Annotated in this window: 14 protein-coding genes and 1 pseudogene; 6 read left to right on the top strand and 9 right to left on the bottom strand. The window is 55.5% G+C overall.

Features of this window, described 5'->3' with window-relative positions:
• Nucleotides 1–17: 17 nt before the first annotated feature.
• Nucleotides 18–1,436 (top strand): TolC family outer membrane protein, encoded by a 1,419-nt coding sequence (locus GOX61_RS15770; RefSeq protein WP_155151647.1) that lies wholly within the window; start codon nucleotides 18–20, stop codon nucleotides 1,434–1,436.
• A 74-nt stretch (nucleotides 1,437–1,510) separates the two neighbouring features.
• Nucleotides 1,511–2,374: a hypothetical protein gene (locus GOX61_RS15765; protein WP_170335239.1), complete on the top strand. Its 864-nt coding sequence runs from the start codon at nucleotides 1,511–1,513 to the stop codon at nucleotides 2,372–2,374.
• Between the two features lie 3 nt (nucleotides 2,375–2,377).
• Here GOX61_RS15765 and GOX61_RS15760 read toward each other — a convergent pair whose 3' ends face one another.
• Both GOX61_RS15760 and GOX61_RS15755 read right to left on the bottom strand, forming a co-directional pair.
• On the bottom strand, nucleotides 2,378–3,835 hold the full coding sequence (locus GOX61_RS15760; protein ID WP_170335237.1) for a cobyric acid synthase: 1,458 nt from the start codon (nucleotides 3,833–3,835) through the stop codon (nucleotides 2,378–2,380).
• A gap of 163 nt (nucleotides 3,836–3,998) precedes the next feature.
• Nucleotides 3,999–4,319: a DUF6280 family protein gene (locus tag GOX61_RS15755; RefSeq protein WP_155151640.1), complete on the bottom strand. Its 321-nt coding sequence runs from the start codon at nucleotides 4,317–4,319 to the stop codon at nucleotides 3,999–4,001.
• 218 nt (nucleotides 4,320–4,537) lie between these two features.
• On the opposite strand from GOX61_RS15755, the gene efp reads away from it, so the two are divergent.
• Nucleotides 4,538–5,101 carry an elongation factor P gene (gene efp / locus GOX61_RS15750; protein WP_155151636.1) on the top strand — a complete coding sequence of 188 codons (564 nt, stop codon included), beginning with the start codon at nucleotides 4,538–4,540 and terminating at the stop codon, nucleotides 5,099–5,101.
• Between the two features lie 60 nt (nucleotides 5,102–5,161).
• Here efp and GOX61_RS15745 read toward each other — a convergent pair whose 3' ends face one another.
• Nucleotides 5,162–6,106 (bottom strand): ABC transporter transmembrane domain-containing protein, encoded by a 945-nt coding sequence (locus GOX61_RS15745; protein ID WP_170335235.1) that lies wholly within the window; start codon nucleotides 6,104–6,106, stop codon nucleotides 5,162–5,164.
• 113 nt (nucleotides 6,107–6,219) lie between these two features.
• Complete coding sequence (gene ygfZ, locus GOX61_RS15740) at nucleotides 6,220–6,957, bottom strand: CAF17-like 4Fe-4S cluster assembly/insertion protein YgfZ (protein WP_170335234.1); 738 nt, start codon at nucleotides 6,955–6,957, stop codon at nucleotides 6,220–6,222.
• 73 nt (nucleotides 6,958–7,030) lie between these two features.
• On the opposite strand from ygfZ, the gene GOX61_RS15735 reads away from it, so the two are divergent.
• The gene (locus GOX61_RS15735) at nucleotides 7,031–7,705 is read left to right on the top strand and encodes a TIGR04283 family arsenosugar biosynthesis glycosyltransferase (RefSeq protein ID WP_170335231.1); all 675 of its coding nucleotides are present in this window, start codon (nucleotides 7,031–7,033) and stop codon (nucleotides 7,703–7,705) included.
• Between the two features lie 7 nt (nucleotides 7,706–7,712).
• On the opposite strand, the pseudogene GOX61_RS15730 reads toward GOX61_RS15735, so the two are convergent.
• Nucleotides 7,713–8,468 (bottom strand): annotated as a pseudogene (locus GOX61_RS15730) (hypothetical protein); the annotation flags it as partial.
• Between the two features lie 102 nt (nucleotides 8,469–8,570).
• Between GOX61_RS15730 and GOX61_RS15725 the strand changes: the two are divergent.
• Entirely contained in the window at nucleotides 8,571–9,341 is a 771-nt protein-coding gene (locus tag GOX61_RS15725) for an alpha/beta hydrolase (RefSeq protein ID WP_170335229.1), read from the top strand.
• 21 nt (nucleotides 9,342–9,362) lie between these two features.
• Here the strand turns inward: GOX61_RS15725 and GOX61_RS15720 are convergent, their stop codons facing one another.
• From GOX61_RS15720 to parE, 3 genes are all read right to left on the bottom strand, one after another.
• A complete protein-coding gene (locus GOX61_RS15720; RefSeq protein ID WP_155151624.1) occupies nucleotides 9,363–9,644 on the bottom strand; it encodes a hypothetical protein in 282 nt (93 codons plus the stop codon).
• Nucleotides 9,645–9,898: 254 nt separating this feature from the next.
• Complete coding sequence (locus GOX61_RS15715) at nucleotides 9,899–10,699, bottom strand: hypothetical protein (RefSeq protein WP_170335227.1); 801 nt, start codon at nucleotides 10,697–10,699, stop codon at nucleotides 9,899–9,901.
• The gene (gene parE / locus GOX61_RS15710; RefSeq protein ID WP_170335225.1) at nucleotides 10,692–12,650 is read right to left on the bottom strand and encodes a DNA topoisomerase IV subunit B; all 1,959 of its coding nucleotides are present in this window, start codon (nucleotides 12,648–12,650) and stop codon (nucleotides 10,692–10,694) included. The genes GOX61_RS15715 and parE overlap by 8 nt, the downstream gene beginning before the upstream one ends.
• Nucleotides 12,651–12,810: 160 nt before the next feature.
• On the opposite strand from parE, the gene GOX61_RS15705 reads away from it, so the two are divergent.
• Complete coding sequence (locus tag GOX61_RS15705) at nucleotides 12,811–13,419, top strand: carboxymuconolactone decarboxylase family protein (protein ID WP_155151618.1); 609 nt, start codon at nucleotides 12,811–12,813, stop codon at nucleotides 13,417–13,419.
• A 10-nt stretch (nucleotides 13,420–13,429) separates the two neighbouring features.
• Here GOX61_RS15705 and GOX61_RS15700 read toward each other — a convergent pair whose 3' ends face one another.
• The gene (locus GOX61_RS15700; protein WP_170335223.1) at nucleotides 13,430–14,308 is read right to left on the bottom strand and encodes an alpha/beta fold hydrolase; all 879 of its coding nucleotides are present in this window, start codon (nucleotides 14,306–14,308) and stop codon (nucleotides 13,430–13,432) included.
• Nucleotides 14,309–14,365: the final 57 nt, after the last annotated feature.

Below are 14,365 nucleotides of genomic sequence, written 5' to 3'. Positions count from 1 at the left end.
TTTGAGAGGAATTGGGTATGCGTGGAATGGCTAGAGGTAAGCTGGTCAAGGCTCTCGCATTGACAGCTGGTCTTGCTCTGAGCGCAATGCCGGTGCGATCGGTTTGGGCCGACAATCTGACAGATGCGTTCATTGGGGCTTACAACACTAGTGGCCTGCTGGAGCAAAACCGTGCTTTGCTGCGTGCAGCGGATGAAGATGTCGCAATCGCATTGTCGGCATTGCGTCCGATCATCAACTGGACGGTTCGTGTCAGCCGGGATTACACGAAACGTCGTGTTGGTACCGTGGTAACCACAACTGAGCCATCAAACTTCTTTTCCGGATTGACGCTTAGCCAGCTGATCTATGATGGCGGCGCATCCGTTTTGGGCAAACAGTCGGCACAGGAAACGGTTCTGTCGACCCGCCAGTCTCTGATCGATATTGAGCAGCAGGTTCTTTTCCGCGCTGCGACCGCTTACTTGCGGGTTTTGCTTGAAGAAGAAACTGTCCAGATCCGTCAAAACAACGTCGATCTGTCCAGCGAAGAATTGCGCGCCACTCAGGATCGTTTTGAGGTTGGTGAGGTTACGCGTACTGACGTTGCACTGTCAGAATCGCAGCTGGCCAGTTCGCGTGCCGATCTGGCTGATGCCAAGGGTGCGCTCAGTACCGCACAGGCAGAGTATGTGAACGCGGTTGGCAAACTTCCTGGTCGCACGGCTGGTCAGCCCAGCCTGCCAAACCTGCCGCGCTCAGCGGCCGAGGCTCAGAATCTGGCGCAGCGCAACCATCCTTCCATTCTGTCCGCCCAACATCAGGTCCGTGCGCTGGATTTGATCGTTCAGCAACAGCGCGCAGGGTTGGGGCCGAATGTCAGCCTGAACGCTGATGCGGGTATTACCGAAACCTATGACAGTGACGATTACATCAATGACGCAACTGTCTCCCTGACCTTCAACCAGCCTATCTACGCTGGTGGTCGTTTGGCTGCCGCTGTTCGGCGTGCCATGGCTACGCGTGATGCATCACGGGCCAATCTGTTGAATGTTCAGAAAAACATCACACAGGGCGTGACGGATGCCTATGTGCGCTTTGAAACGGCGACTGCAAGCCTGACTGCTTCGAACGAACGAGTGCGCGCCTCGCAGGTCGCTTTTGACGGAATTCGGGAAGAAGCAACCTTGGGTGCACGGACCACGCTGGACGTACTGACTGCGCAGCAGGATTTGCTGGACGCTCAGCTCGCACAGGTTGCGTCCCGTACCGAGCGTTCGCTGGCTGCTTATCAGCTGTTGCAGGCGCAGGGGCTTCTGACTGCAGAGCGTCTGGGGCTGGCAGTTCAAATCTATGATCCGACCCTCTACTATAATCTGGTCAAGAAAGCTCCAGCTCAGGTCAGCAAGCAAAGCCGTGATCTGGATCGTGTCCTCAAAGCGTTGCGTCGCGAATAAGCGGCGTTACTACCTGTTGTGAGGTCAGAATTGTTTAGCTACACTTGGTCCAAGGGCTAGAGCGGTAGAGAACAATGTCAGATAACACGATAAAAGCAGGGGTCGAGGACGTCCTGTCCTCGGTCAAACGTCTGGTCAGCGAAGAGGGCCGTAAGGTTCCCGATCTGGTTAAGGCCTCGGCTCCACGCAAACCCGGGCGTTTGGTTTTGACCGACGCCCTGCGAGTTGGCGATCATCCAAAGGTTGCAAGCGCAGAGGCTCCGCTGAAGCTCGAGGCTGAATATTCGGCCGATGCGATAATGCAAACGGATGAGGCTAAGCTTCAGCCTGCAAATGATCTTTCACAACCGATGAGACTACGGCCCTGTGACATCGTTCAGCCGGGCGAGGGCGCCGAAGTTTCCGAGAGCCTTGAGAATGCTCAGCCTGCTCCGGATCAATCGACCGAAGCTAATGGAGAAACTGCTGATCTTGCAGACAGCCTGAGTGCTAAGATCGAAGCGTTGGAAGCTGCGATTGCCCGCACCGAAGATCAGTGGGAGCCGGATGGTGAAAGCGATGACGCCTATTCCGGAACACGTACGACATCCATGAATTGGAGCGAAGAGGTCGAATCTTCTGAGACATTTGAAGACGAAGATGATGCCGCCGAAGAGCTGGACGCAGCTGAAGACCCAGAATTTGTGACGGAAGAAGTTGATGTACCGGTCACATTTATCCGAGATCCAAGCTGGAATGTTCAGCCGGTTGCAGAAGAAGTGGATGAAGTTTCAGAGATTGATGCTCGGCTTATAGACGAGGCAGCTCTGCAGGATTTAGTCGCGCAAGTCGTCCGGCAGGAATTGCAGGGCGCATTGGGTGAACGTATCACGCGTAACGTTCGCAAAATGGTAAGGCGCGAAATCAACCGTGCTCTGGCCGAGCAGGATCTGGAGTAACTGCTAGCTACGCTGAGGTGTCTCGGCCAAAGAAAGCAACAAATCCAAGTCCATATGCGTCTCGAGGTGGTCAGCAAGGTCATCAAGCGTTTGATCAACCCCGTCTTCATAGGCGATGTTTGAACTCACTCCCAGTTGCTTCAGATAGCTGGCGCGGAAAGAATCCGATGAGAATATTCCGTGCAGGTAGCTGCCGCGAATGCGTCCATTCGCGCTGGCTGCACCTTCGGGCCTGCCATCAATCTCCAACCATGCGCGTGTGCAATCCGGGCCCTCGGTCCGGCCCATATGAATTTCGTAGCCACTTACCGGCGCTCCGCCTTCCAGTGCTTTGGCCTTGGTTAGTGTTACGCGTTTCTGCCCGGCCATGACGGTGCTGACATCCAGTAAACCAAGACCATCAACGGTACCTGGGCGTCCATCTACGCCATCCGGGTCCGAGATCGTCTTCCCCAGCATCTGATAACCGCCGCACAGGCCTAACACGTGGCCACCGCGGCGCACATGCGCATACAGGTCGATGTCCCAACCCTGTTTTCGGAAGTAAGCCAAATCCCCAATCGTGGATTTACTGCCGGGTAGCAGCACCAGATTGGCGTCACCGGGCAGTGCACGGCCTGCGGGCACAATTTCAACACTAATGTCTGGCTCGGCTGACAGAGGATCAAGATCATCAAAATTGGCCATGCGCTCCAGTTGAGGAACGACTACCTTGCATTTTCCTCCTGTGTGAGAACGGATGTCCATCATGTCTTCTGCGGGCAGTTTCCAGGCGTCATGGAACCACGGAACAACGCCCAGGCACGCCCAACCGGTTCGTGTCGCGATATCATCCCGGCCTTCGTCAAAAAGGCTTACATCACCTTTGAACCGATTGACGGCAAAGCCGCGGATCATCGAAAGGTCATTCTGGTCCAGAACTGCCTGAGTACCCACGATCTGGGCGATGACGCCGCCTCGGTGAATATCTCCAACCAGAACAACAGGCACTCCGGCCGCGCAAGCGAACCCCATATTGGCGATGTCCCCGTTGCGCAGATTGGTCTCTGCAGGACTGCCGGCCCCTTCGATCAGAACAAGGTCAGCATCACTGCAAAGCCTGTCAAAGCTCTGCAGTGCAGCGCCAAGTAGTTTGGATTTGTCTTTCCGATAGTCTCCGGCCTTCATCGTACCGGCACGTTGCCCTTGTACAATGATCTGGGCACCTGTGTCAGTCTCGGGCTTCAACAGGATCGGATTCATGTCGGTGTGCGTAGGGCGGTTGGCAGCGCGGGCCTGTAACGCTTGCGCCCGTCCAATCTCGCCGCCGTTTTCTGTAACCGCTGCATTGTTGGACATGTTCTGCGGTTTGAATGGGGCAACGCGTAGGCCACGACGCGAATAAGCACGGGCTAGTCCGGCTACCAGAACCGATTTCCCGACATTGCTGCCGGTGCCCTGAATCATGATTGCGCGTACCATTGGGTGCCTCCTGTGGATGGCAGCACATGACCTGAAATCAGTGATGGAGAAAAGTCCGGAATGGCACGCAGGCATTCCAAAACCGACAATGCTGCAATCATCCGGGCATCAAAAAAGCGCGCCGCAACAGCGGGCGCGCCTTTTTGAAAAACAGAAACAGGCTTTAGGCTGCTTCTGCCTGCTGAGCGGCGTTGCGCCGTTCGCTTTCTTCGCGCGACAGGGCAACCGAAGTACGAACACCGCGACCAACGAATTCCATCAGACCACCCACAACACGTTCGTTGGGGTCGATGCCGGCACAGGTCAGTACCTCGCGGCCATCGCGCGAGCGAGCCCAGCGAGCAATTTGTTCAGGTCCATTGCCATACTTTTTGTCGTCGGCGATGGCATCGTCGAGCGCGGCCAGTACGACAGCCGCAAAAAGTTTCCGGGCACGGTTGCCTTGTTCATTGTTAAAGGCGGTGCCGTCAACGAAATCTCTCATCTCGTTTTCCTTGTTGTTCTTGCTCTTGCATTTTCGGCGTGACGGTTCTTATGACCTATTAGATGCGATTCGGATACACTTAAAATGCATAGTTGCGTTGCGTCATTTGCATGGCTTGCTGCATGTGCAGCACTAGGTGTCGTCGTCTTGTCAGGTGTGGTCCCGCCAGATATAGGGACGTCAACTGACGCATCAACCGTTTGTGAAGGAATTATGTAATGCCCAAGATCAATGGGAACGAAATTCGCCCCGGCAATGTGCTTGAGCATAACGATGGGCTGTGGGCTGCGGTCAAGGTCGATCATGTGAAACCCGGCAAGGGTGGGGCCTTTGCTCAGGTCGAGCTGCGCAACCTGCGCAATGGCTCGAAACTGAACGAACGCTTCCGTTCTGCCGATAAGGTCGAGCGCGTGCGCCTTGAGCAGAAGGATCAGCAATTCCTTTATGAAAACGACGGAATGCTGGTCTTTATGGATGCCGAAACTTACGAACAGATTGAATTGCCAGCAGATTTGCTGGGCGAGCGTCGCCCGTTCCTTCAGGATGGCATGACCATTGTGGTCGAGTTTTATGAAAGCGAAGCGCTGAACGCGACCCTGCCACAGAAGGTGACCTGCAAGATCGTCGAGACTGAACCAGTCGTGAAAGGCCAGACTGCTGCGAACTCGTTCAAACCCGCTCTGCTCGACAATGGCGTAAAGGTTATGGTTCCTCCGTTCATTGGTCAGGACGAGATGATCATCGTGAACACCGAAACCATGGAATATTCTGAGCGCGCGTAACGTCGCGTTAAATACTATTGAGGAATTGGCCGTATAAGCAGTTGCTGAGCGGCCTTTTTCTTATCGGTTCGGAGTTGCGTAGCGATACCGTTCTCGGTCTGGCCCGAATAACTCCAGCAACAACTCATATTTTATGCGGTTCGCGCTGACTTGCCTGTAAAAGGCAATCAGGAAAGAGGTCGGACCCTGAATGCGTGTTAAGCCGCTGGTTGCTGCTACAACGGTGCCCACATCTGTTTCGCCCTTCAACACCAGCCAACCGCCCAGCATCAGGACGCCCACGGTTCCGGCGCCGTTAATCACGCTGAGCAGGAACTTTGCTGACAGCTTCCAGATGAACATCCGTCGCCGTGTTTCAAATATCTTATCAAACTGGTCGTAGACCTCTTTGGTGATCGCGTTGATCTGTTCTGTTGTCAGATGATCAGTGGCGCTGCGAAGAATGCGAACCCGCTCTGCCACAAAGATGTTCACTTTGCGTTGTGAGACCAGAACGATGATGATCTGAGGCACGATCATCGACAGGGCAATCAGCCCAAGCCCGGGTTGTGTGGATGATATGTAACCTATCACGCTGATCAGCGTACCGACCTGAACAACAGGGTCCGCGAAAGCTCCGCCAGCAAATTTCCCAAGCTCTTCCGCCTCAGCCGAGATTGCAGTTGTCATGGTGCCTTTGCGCAGGTTCTCACCGGCTTTGTCGACATCAACCGTTCGAGCCAGCAACCGTTGCCGGATAAGGCGTATAATATCTTCACCCAGCGTACCTGCGCGATAGCCCAGCACCCATTTCAGGGCGAGGCTCAACATTATGACCGCCATCATCCCTGCACCAAGCAAAAGCAAGTAGTCAGGTTTGGGATCTTTGGCAGTCAGGTGATTGACGATGTCGCGCTGAAACTCGAGCGGAGCAGCAGCGAGCGCCGCAACCGCGAGTGAGAGAATTATCAGTACAATTTGCCGCCCCGCGCTAACGCGCCAGATGGCCGAATATAGCTGCAACATGTATTTGCCCGGTCATACACCTGGTAGCAGTGTTAACCTGCTGGCAAGGATGGGCAATTGCACAATCGATTGGCGCGACAAAGACGTGCCGCAGCTGCAACAGGACTTAAACGTCAATCGTTTAGTCTGACGACCGCGTCTCCGGCTCGCATGTCGCCACTGGCGCGTCCGAACCTGAGATAGGCAATCGCTTTGCCAGCGGATTGTGTGTACAGAACGCCGGCTGCTTTTCCATCGGATAGAATTTCAGTACCAACCGGGGCGCTACCTTCGATGGAAACCACACACAGGCCTTTGCGCAGCTCGGTCTTGTGCTTCATTCGGGCAGTCACCTCCTGTCCGACGTAACAGCCCTTTTTGAAGTCGACGCCATTGAGTGCCTCAAATCCAGCTTCAAGGATATACGTGTCTGGTGTCAGTTCCACGCCTGTTTCAGGAATACAGTGCGCCACCCGGATCGAGTTCCAGTCTGTACCGTCGTCGCCCTCGGTCTGTGTTGTGTAGTTCCGCCAGCCAAGGTCCGGGTGGCGTGGGTCGGGCAGGGCGCCATCCGGTGCTGACCCGGTTCCTCGTTGTACATGGAGGTCTGTGTTCTCGATCGCTACATCTGCGCGCAGCTTGTACATAGTCAACCGTTTGGCCAGGCCATCGGCCAGATCGTCAGCAACATCCAGAAGCACCGAACTGCCGTCACGCTTTAGAAAGAAGTCAGCAAGATACTTGCCCTGAGGCGTCAGTATCGCGGCATAGACCAGCCCGTTCTGTAGCTGGTCGATGTTGTTGGTGACCAGCCCTTGCAGAAAGCTGTCAACATCCTTGCCGGTCAGGCGCAAAATGCGGCGGGTGGGCATGGGCAGGTCCTCGTCAATTCCATCAGCCCCGTGATATAGGAGATCACGCCGCCATGACCAGAGGTTACAAGCCGTGTCCGCCCCGATCAGTATCGTAATTCCAACTCTGAACGCCGGAGAGACTCTTGTGCCCACGTTAGAGGCTTTGATGGAAGGGCTGCATGCCGGCCTGATCCGTGAGCTGGTTGTCACGGATGGTGGGTCGACAGACCAGACGCTGCAAATCGCTGAGGAGGCGGGCGCCAGAATTGTCTCGGGCGCACCTTCTCGTGGTGGGCAGTTACGCCGTGGGTGTGAGCAGGCGCAGGGCGACTGGCTGTTGGTTCTGCACGCAGACACGGTATTGGAAACCGGGTGGAGCACCGAGGTTGAAACTCAGTTGCAAACAGGGCGACCAGCTACCTTTCGGTTGTTGTTTCGTGCAAAAGGACTTGGCGCTCGTTGGGTGGCCGGATGGGCCAATACCCGCACGCGCCTGTTTGGGCTACCTTATGGCGATCAGGGGCTTCTGGTCCCACGTCAGACATATATCTCAGCGGGTGGGTTTCCGGATCAGCCATTGATGGAGGACGTCGCACTGATACGCGCACTACCGCGTGTCACGCTGCTATCCTCGCGTGCCTTCACGAGCGCGGAACGCTATATTCGTCAGGGCTGGGTTCGGCGAGGGGCTCGGAATCTGTGGACATTGACCCGGTATTTTCTGGGGGCGGATCCTGAACAGTTGGCTCAGGCGTATCGGCGATAAGGCTCGCGCGCAGCTCGACAACCGATTTGCCGAGACGGAATGGCGCAGCAAAGCTGACAAGACATAGCGCCACGATCTGCAATACCAGAATGTGCGCGTTATCCTGCAGATATTCCCATTCATCCTTCAGCTTACCGACCTGCTCGACCAGATCATCATAGCTTTGTGCGAGGATAAGGTAGTCCCCGGCAATCGCGGGCACCTTGCGTCGCATATTGTCGATGGCTGCCTGTGTGGCCTCATCCAAGGATGTAAAAACCAGAAATTGTTCGATATCGAACGCATCCGCTGTGGCGGCCATGTCCCGCATGTCGTCCATTTCATCTTTGGCCTGACGTCCGAACAGGAAATGCAGCCCCTGCAGCGGAGCGACTTCGTTGGTTACGGCGATGAACAAAGGCAGATCAGCATTGCTTGCGGTTGAGGCTGACAGGAATTCGACCTTTTCACACAAGACCGCCGTATCAGGATCAAAGGCGGGATCGCAAAACCGCAACCTGAACCGCGCCGCATCGCGATCAAACGCCAGCGTCGCCGCATAGGCCACGTCGATCTGCCGGTCCAGACGCGAACTGTCCGAGGTATAAAGCCCCGCCAGAACCGCCACCAGTGCACCAATACCGCCCAGCACGACCCAGACCAGATCGGCCAGCTTCCACGCTCTGTGGCCCGCTGGCTTGCGAAACAGGAAAGCGGTTCCGATCAGCCCCAGCAGAAAGAACAGGATCAGCAGCGGCAGTTGGTTATCGGTCACAAAACTCATGGGCCTGAGTTTAAGTGGTCCCAACCATCACGCAACAGCGATCACGCGCAGTTGTAACGTCTTACGGGATGTTCATACTGCATGAAGGAGAGGGAGATTTTGATGACGAAAGAGATTGTACTGATCCACGGCGCCTTCGCAGGACCCTGGTGTATGAGGGATTATGCGGCCTTCTTCCGCGATCGGGGCTGGACGGTGCATACGCCTGCTCTGCGCTATCACGGCGGGGCTCCCAAGGCCGAACCTGATCCGGGCCTCACCGATACCAGCGTGATGGATTATGCCAATGACATTGCTGATTTTGTGAAAGGTCTGGACAGCAAACCGGTCATTCTGGGCCACGCCATCGCAGGCGTTGTAGCGCAGCAAGTCGCCTCGCGCGGGTTGGCCAGCGCAATTGTTCTGATCAATCCCAACGCGCCGTGGGGCACATTACCGGAAACCGACGACGAACGTGCCATCCCTCGTGCGCTGATGGAGGGTGGGGCGTTCTGGAAACAGCCGATGCGGGTTGAATTCGACCTGATGGCCCCCTTCGCGCTGAACAAGATGCCTGAGGCGCAGCAGCATGCGGTGTTTGACCAGTTGGGGGCCGAAAGCGGGCGCGTGATGTTTGAGATGTTCTTCTGGATGTTCGACGACCACCACGCGATGAAGGTGGACATCGATAAGGTCGACTGCCCGGTGTTGATCGTCTCAGGCAACGAGGACCGGGCCGTGAACCCTGATACCTGCCGGGCTTTGGCGAAGCTGTATGGCGACCGCGCGACCTTCATGCCCGTTGAAGACCACGCGCATTTCCTGTTCATGGAGCCCGGCTGGGAAAAACCCGCCGCGCAGATCGTGGATTGGCTGGAGGAAAAGGTGGGCTAGACCGCCCACCGACGCGCCGCGTTACTTGCTGACCTGAAAGGTGCTCTGAGGCTTCCAGTGCATGCCGCCATCATCACCGCGTACACAGCGCAGCAGGCGTTCCTCGCGTGTGGTGATGGTCGATGTGACGGTATTGTCACCGGTCACGAGGATGAAGGAGTCCAGTGAATAGGCCATGCCCTCGTAATAGCAGAACCGGGTCTCGGCACCGTCCGGAATAGGGGATGCTGTGCTGAGTGTCTGCTGCGCCAGCACAGGCGATGCCAGGGCTGATAGAGCCAGACCGAACCAAAGTTTCTTCATTTCTGTCCTCCCGTTGGAAATCTGAAGTCGTTCAAATGGTTTTGACGCTCACGCCTCATGCATCGTTCTTGGATGACGGATTGAGGGTAAGTGTGAACGAGATCAACGGGTTAGGCAAGGGGAGTGTTTGTGGGATGCTTATGGTGCGTCCCGCGCGCTCCACCTAATGCTCGATGCAAAGTATCAAGCACGCGCTCGACCCGCTCCCATGAGCGAGCGTTCGGCACCCTCCCTCGGGCCAGTAGCGAGGGTTTCTAACCTGTCCCTGATTGCCATACTGAAAAAGCTTGGGCAGCCGTAGCTAATGCTATTGCTACAGTGATCCAAAATAGCATTTGATTTTGCCGTACATTGTCTTTGTGACGACGCTCTTCTTGGGCATAGTCTGAAATAGTAACTAGCGCTTTAGCAGATAGCTTGAAATCGTGACGCCCAACTTTCTCAAGGTCACCGGAGCTTGCAAGAGATTCGATCAACAGACGAAACCGTGCTGAAATTTGGTCATGTTTGGGATGACCGTAAATCCTTTGACCAAAGTGGTCAGTTTCCAATTGAATTATGGACCTTTTTTTAGCTTCATACAAAATTGGCACCCCATCCAGAGCTCGAATGTAGTGCATCTCCACAATCTTTTTGAGCACTGCAATTCGATCATCGCGGTGCCTCAGTGTCGCATTGTATAAAGATTGAAAGAATTTTTCGTTTATCCACGCGCGTTCAGTAGATAGCGTTAATTCTCCAGCGATAAACTTCGATGTGGTTTCAAAGTCTTTGCGAACATAACCAAAAAAACGTGTAACCTTTAGTTCCCATTCAGATAGCTCGTTGATTTGAATTTTAAAGTGTTCAGAAAACTCATTATCTGACCAAAGTCGACCAACTATCGAACATCCAGTAATCTCGTCAACTAAAACAGATTGCTTAGTATCCTCCCGCCAAAGCGTAGGTACGTAATAGTTGTTCGTTGAACTGTAAGCAAATTGAGGTGGGGCTCGTTTTCTAAGGCTTCGCCTCAAAGCCAAAAGACGCGCCTCGCGCCTAAAGAAATCAAACATCCAACTCCTCCACAAACCGCGCGTTCTCCTGAATGTACTGGAACCGCAGTTCGGGTTTTTTGCCCATCAGGCGCTCGACCAGATCCCCGGTTTCGCCGGGTTCGTCCTCGTCGATAGTGACCCGGATCAATTTCCGGGATTTCGGGTCCATTGTGGTCTCTTTCAGGTCCTTGGCGTCCATCTCGCCCAGACCCTTGAAGCGGGATACGTCGATCTTGCCTTTTCCGCCCAGACCCTTCTCAAGCCACTCGTCGCGTTCGGCTTCGTCAAGGCAATAGACGCGTTTCGCCCCTTGGGTCAGGCGGTACAAAGGCGGGCAGGCGAGGTACAGGTGGCCCGCGTCGATCATTGGGCGCATCTGGGTGAAGAAGAACGTCATCAGCAGCGAGGCGATATGCGCACCGTCCACATCCGCGTCGGTCATGATGATGACCTTGTCATAGCGCAGATCGTCGACGTTGAACTTGGTGCCAAGGCCAACGCCCAGCGCTTGGGTCAGGTCGTTGATCTCAGCATTGGTGCCCAGTTTCGAACTGGCCGCGCCCAGTACGTTCAGAATCTTACCACGCAGGGGCAGCAGGGCCTGTGTCTTGCGGTCCCGACCCATTTTGGCGGAACCACCCGCCGAGTCGCCCTCGACGATGAATAATTCCGTGCCGTCGCGTGTTGAACTAGAACAGTCCACCAGCTTGCCGGGGAGACGAAGTTTTTTAGTGGCGGACTTGCGTTGTGTTTCCTTCTCGGCCCGTCGGCGCAGGCGTTCCTCAGCCCGCAGGATGAGGAAGTCCAGAATGGCGCCGGCGGATTTCGTGTCCGCGGCCAGCCAGTTATCGAAGTGGTCGCGGACCGAATTCTCAACCAGCCGCTGTGCCTCGACCGTGGCCAGACGGTCTTTGGTCTGGCCTACGAACTCCGGTTCACTGATGAAACACGAGACCAGAGCACAGCCGCCGGTCATCAGGTCATCGCGGGTGATCTGTGTGGCCTTCTTGTTGTTGATCAACTCGCCATAGGCTTTGATCCCTTTGAGAACCGCAGCCCAGAAGCCCGCGACATGCGTGCCGCCTTCGGGGGTGGGGACGGTGTTACAGTAGGATTGGATGAATCCGTCGCGCGAGGGCGTCCAGTTGATCGCCCATTCGACCTTGCCGGGAGTGCCGAATTTTTCCTGAAAATCCACGGTGCCGGCAAAAGGCTGCTCGGCATAGGTGGAGGAGCCGTTCATCGTCTCCTTCAGGTAATCCGACAGGCCGCCGGGGAAGTGGAACGTCGCCTCGGTCGGCGTTTCGCCATCGTCGATGTGGGATTTCCAGCGGATTTCGACGCCTGAGAACAGGTAGGCCTTGGAACGGATGGATTTAAACAGCCGTGCCGGTTTGAAGCGGTGATGGCCAAAGATTTCCTCATCCGCGTGGAAAGTCACCATGGTGCCGCGCCGGTTTGGGGCAGCGCCCACCTTTTCGACAGGACCCAGAGGGATACCGCGCGAGAACCGTTGTTCGAACAGTTGCTTGTCGCGAGCCACCTGAACGACCATCGAATCTGACAGGGCGTTGACAACGGACGCACCCACGCCGTGCAGACCACCCGAGGTTTGATACGCTTTGCCTGAGAATTTGCCCCCTGCGTGTAGGGTACAAAGGATCACCTCAAGCGCCGATTTGTCCGGGAACTTTGGGTGTGGATCGATCGGAATACCGCGCCCGTTGTCGCGCACGGTCAGGGCGTAGTCGGCATGCAGCTCAACCTCGATCCGGTTGGCATGGCCAGCGACCGCTTCGTCCATCGAGTTGTCGAGGATCTCGGCGACCATGTGATGCAGCGCACGCTCGTCCGTACCGCCGATATACATACCGGGGCGTTTGCGGACCGGTTCCAGGCCTTCAAGCACCTCAATCGAAGAGGCGTCATATGTAGCGGTGGCGCTGGGCGTCAACAGGTCGTCGGGCATGGGTGCTGCTCTTGTTTTTAGGTTTCCCCCATTATGGCAGGTGATGTGTGTCGGGGGAAGGGGGACGCGAGGTGTTGTGGAAAAACTATACCGACAGCTCGGGTTGCATATTGCCCCGGGTTGCGCTCATCTGACCGCCGGAGAGGGAAGGACAGGAAAAATGAGCTGGATCAGGACTGTACCGTTCGAAGAGGCGACCGGTAAACTGAAGAAACTGTACGAACGGGTGACCGGCCCTGACAACAATGTAGACAACATCATGATGGCGCACTCGCTGCGGCCGCATTCGATGGAAGGTCACATGGCGCTGTATAAGAACGTGCTTCATCATTCAGGCAACAAGGTTCCCAAGTGGTTTCTGGAAACGCTTGGGGTCTGGGTCAGTTCGCTGAATAGCTGCGCTTACTGCGTAGAACATCATTTTCAGGGGTTGCAGCGCTTGTTGGGCGATGAAGCCAGGGGCAATGCAATCCGTGCGGCGATTGAGGCGCGGAACCCGGACGCTGCTCCGCTGGATGGGGCGCAGATCGCAGCGATGAAGTATGCCCGGAAGCTGACGGAAACTCCTGCCGGAATTGTCGAGGAGGACATTGTAGCACTTCGGAATGCAGGTTGGGATGATGGTGAGATTCTGGAGATTAACCAGGTCTGCGCCTATTTTTCCTATGCAAACCGAACGGTTCTGGGTCTGGGCTGCTCGACCGAAGGAGACGTGCTGGGCTTGTCACCAAATAATTCAGAGAATCCAAATGACTGGGGGCATAGCTGATCTACTGCAATCAGCGTGCATTAAGCCAATCCAGTATGGTTTTTGCAACAATTTCGGGTTTTTGGTGGAGAAGCCAATGATCCGCATTCGGAAGTGAAACACGCGTCAGATTGGCTGCAAATTCTTCGAGCCCTTCAGTCGACTCTGGCAGCAGGGCCTTGTCGTCTTCACCCCAAATCAGAAGATGAGGGCAGGTGACCTTGAGCCGATCAACCGGTAGTTCGGGCAAATCCGTGAGCGGGATTTCCGGCTCTGCCACCAGAAGGGGTGAGGCGCGGTACCAGTTCAGCATCGCCTCCAGACGTCCGGGACGTGCCCATTCAACCCGATACTCATCCATTCGTTCGTCGGATAGCCAATCAAGGCCCATCCCATAACGAAAGAACCGTTCCAATTTGGCGAAGTTGTCGGCCGACAAATGCTCAGCGGCATCGGGTGCCCTGAGTTGGTTGATGTATTGCGATGCACTCGACTGTGCGCCTCCTGCTGCCATCGCGCGCTGGAACGGCACAGGATGGACTCCATTCGCAATGATCAGGTGACTGACCAGATCTGGCCGGAACATCGCTAGCCCGTAAGCGACTGAGGCCCCCCAATCGTGTCCCATCACGATGATCGGAGCATCGATAGTCTCGATCAGAGCGATCATGTCTGACACAAGCCGTGAAAGTGCATAGTTTTCGACACCTTCGGGTGCCCAGCTTTGCCCATAGCCGCGCTGATCCGGTGCTATGCAGTGAAAATGCGAAGCAAGATATGAGGCAAGATCACCCCAGGCACCGCCAAACTCGGGAAATCCGTGGAGCATGAGTAAGGCAGGATTGTCTGCCTGTCCCCAGCTTCTGATGTAAAAAGACTGATCGTTCAGTTTTATCGTGCTGGTTTCCATCCCGAGGCCCTTTCAGGTGAGATCTCAGAGGCATTGGTTACACTTAAAGCCATCTAT

The organism is Ruegeria arenilitoris (assembly GCF_013030265.1).
Classification (GTDB): Bacteria; Pseudomonadota; Alphaproteobacteria; order Rhodobacterales; family Rhodobacteraceae; genus Ruegeria; species Ruegeria arenilitoris_E.
Note: the sequence above shows the minus strand (reverse complement) of the source record. Positions and strands in the feature narration are given on the sequence as shown.

Excerpts from the sequence above, each read along its gene's own strand:
- ygfZ (WP_170335234.1), bottom strand. The coding sequence starts at position 6,957 with ATGCCCACCCGCCGCATTTTGCGCCTGACCGGCAAGGATGTTGACAGC.
- GOX61_RS15725 (WP_170335229.1), top strand. The coding sequence starts at position 8,571 with ATGACGAAAGAGATTGTACTGATCCACGGCGCCTTCGCAGGACCCTGG.
- GOX61_RS15755 (WP_155151640.1), bottom strand. The coding sequence starts at position 4,319 with ATGAGAGATTTCGTTGACGGCACCGCCTTTAACAATGAACAAGGCAAC.
- GOX61_RS15715 (WP_170335227.1), bottom strand. The coding sequence starts at position 10,699 with ATGTTTGATTTCTTTAGGCGCGAGGCGCGTCTTTTGGCTTTGAGGCGA.
- GOX61_RS15745 (WP_170335235.1), bottom strand. The coding sequence starts at position 6,106 with ATGTTGCAGCTATATTCGGCCATCTGGCGCGTTAGCGCGGGGCGGCAA.
- GOX61_RS15760 (WP_170335237.1), bottom strand. The coding sequence starts at position 3,835 with ATGGTACGCGCAATCATGATTCAGGGCACCGGCAGCAATGTCGGGAAA.
- GOX61_RS15720 (WP_155151624.1), bottom strand. The coding sequence starts at position 9,644 with ATGAAGAAACTTTGGTTCGGTCTGGCTCTATCAGCCCTGGCATCGCCT.
- GOX61_RS15705 (WP_155151618.1), top strand. The coding sequence starts at position 12,811 with ATGAGCTGGATCAGGACTGTACCGTTCGAAGAGGCGACCGGTAAACTG.
- parE (WP_170335225.1), bottom strand. The coding sequence starts at position 12,650 with ATGCCCGACGACCTGTTGACGCCCAGCGCCACCGCTACATATGACGCC.
- GOX61_RS15770 (WP_155151647.1), top strand. The coding sequence starts at position 18 with ATGCGTGGAATGGCTAGAGGTAAGCTGGTCAAGGCTCTCGCATTGACA.
- GOX61_RS15700 (WP_170335223.1), bottom strand. The coding sequence starts at position 14,308 with ATGGAAACCAGCACGATAAAACTGAACGATCAGTCTTTTTACATCAGA.
- efp (WP_155151636.1), top strand. The coding sequence starts at position 4,538 with ATGCCCAAGATCAATGGGAACGAAATTCGCCCCGGCAATGTGCTTGAG.
- GOX61_RS15765 (WP_170335239.1), top strand. The coding sequence starts at position 1,511 with ATGTCAGATAACACGATAAAAGCAGGGGTCGAGGACGTCCTGTCCTCG.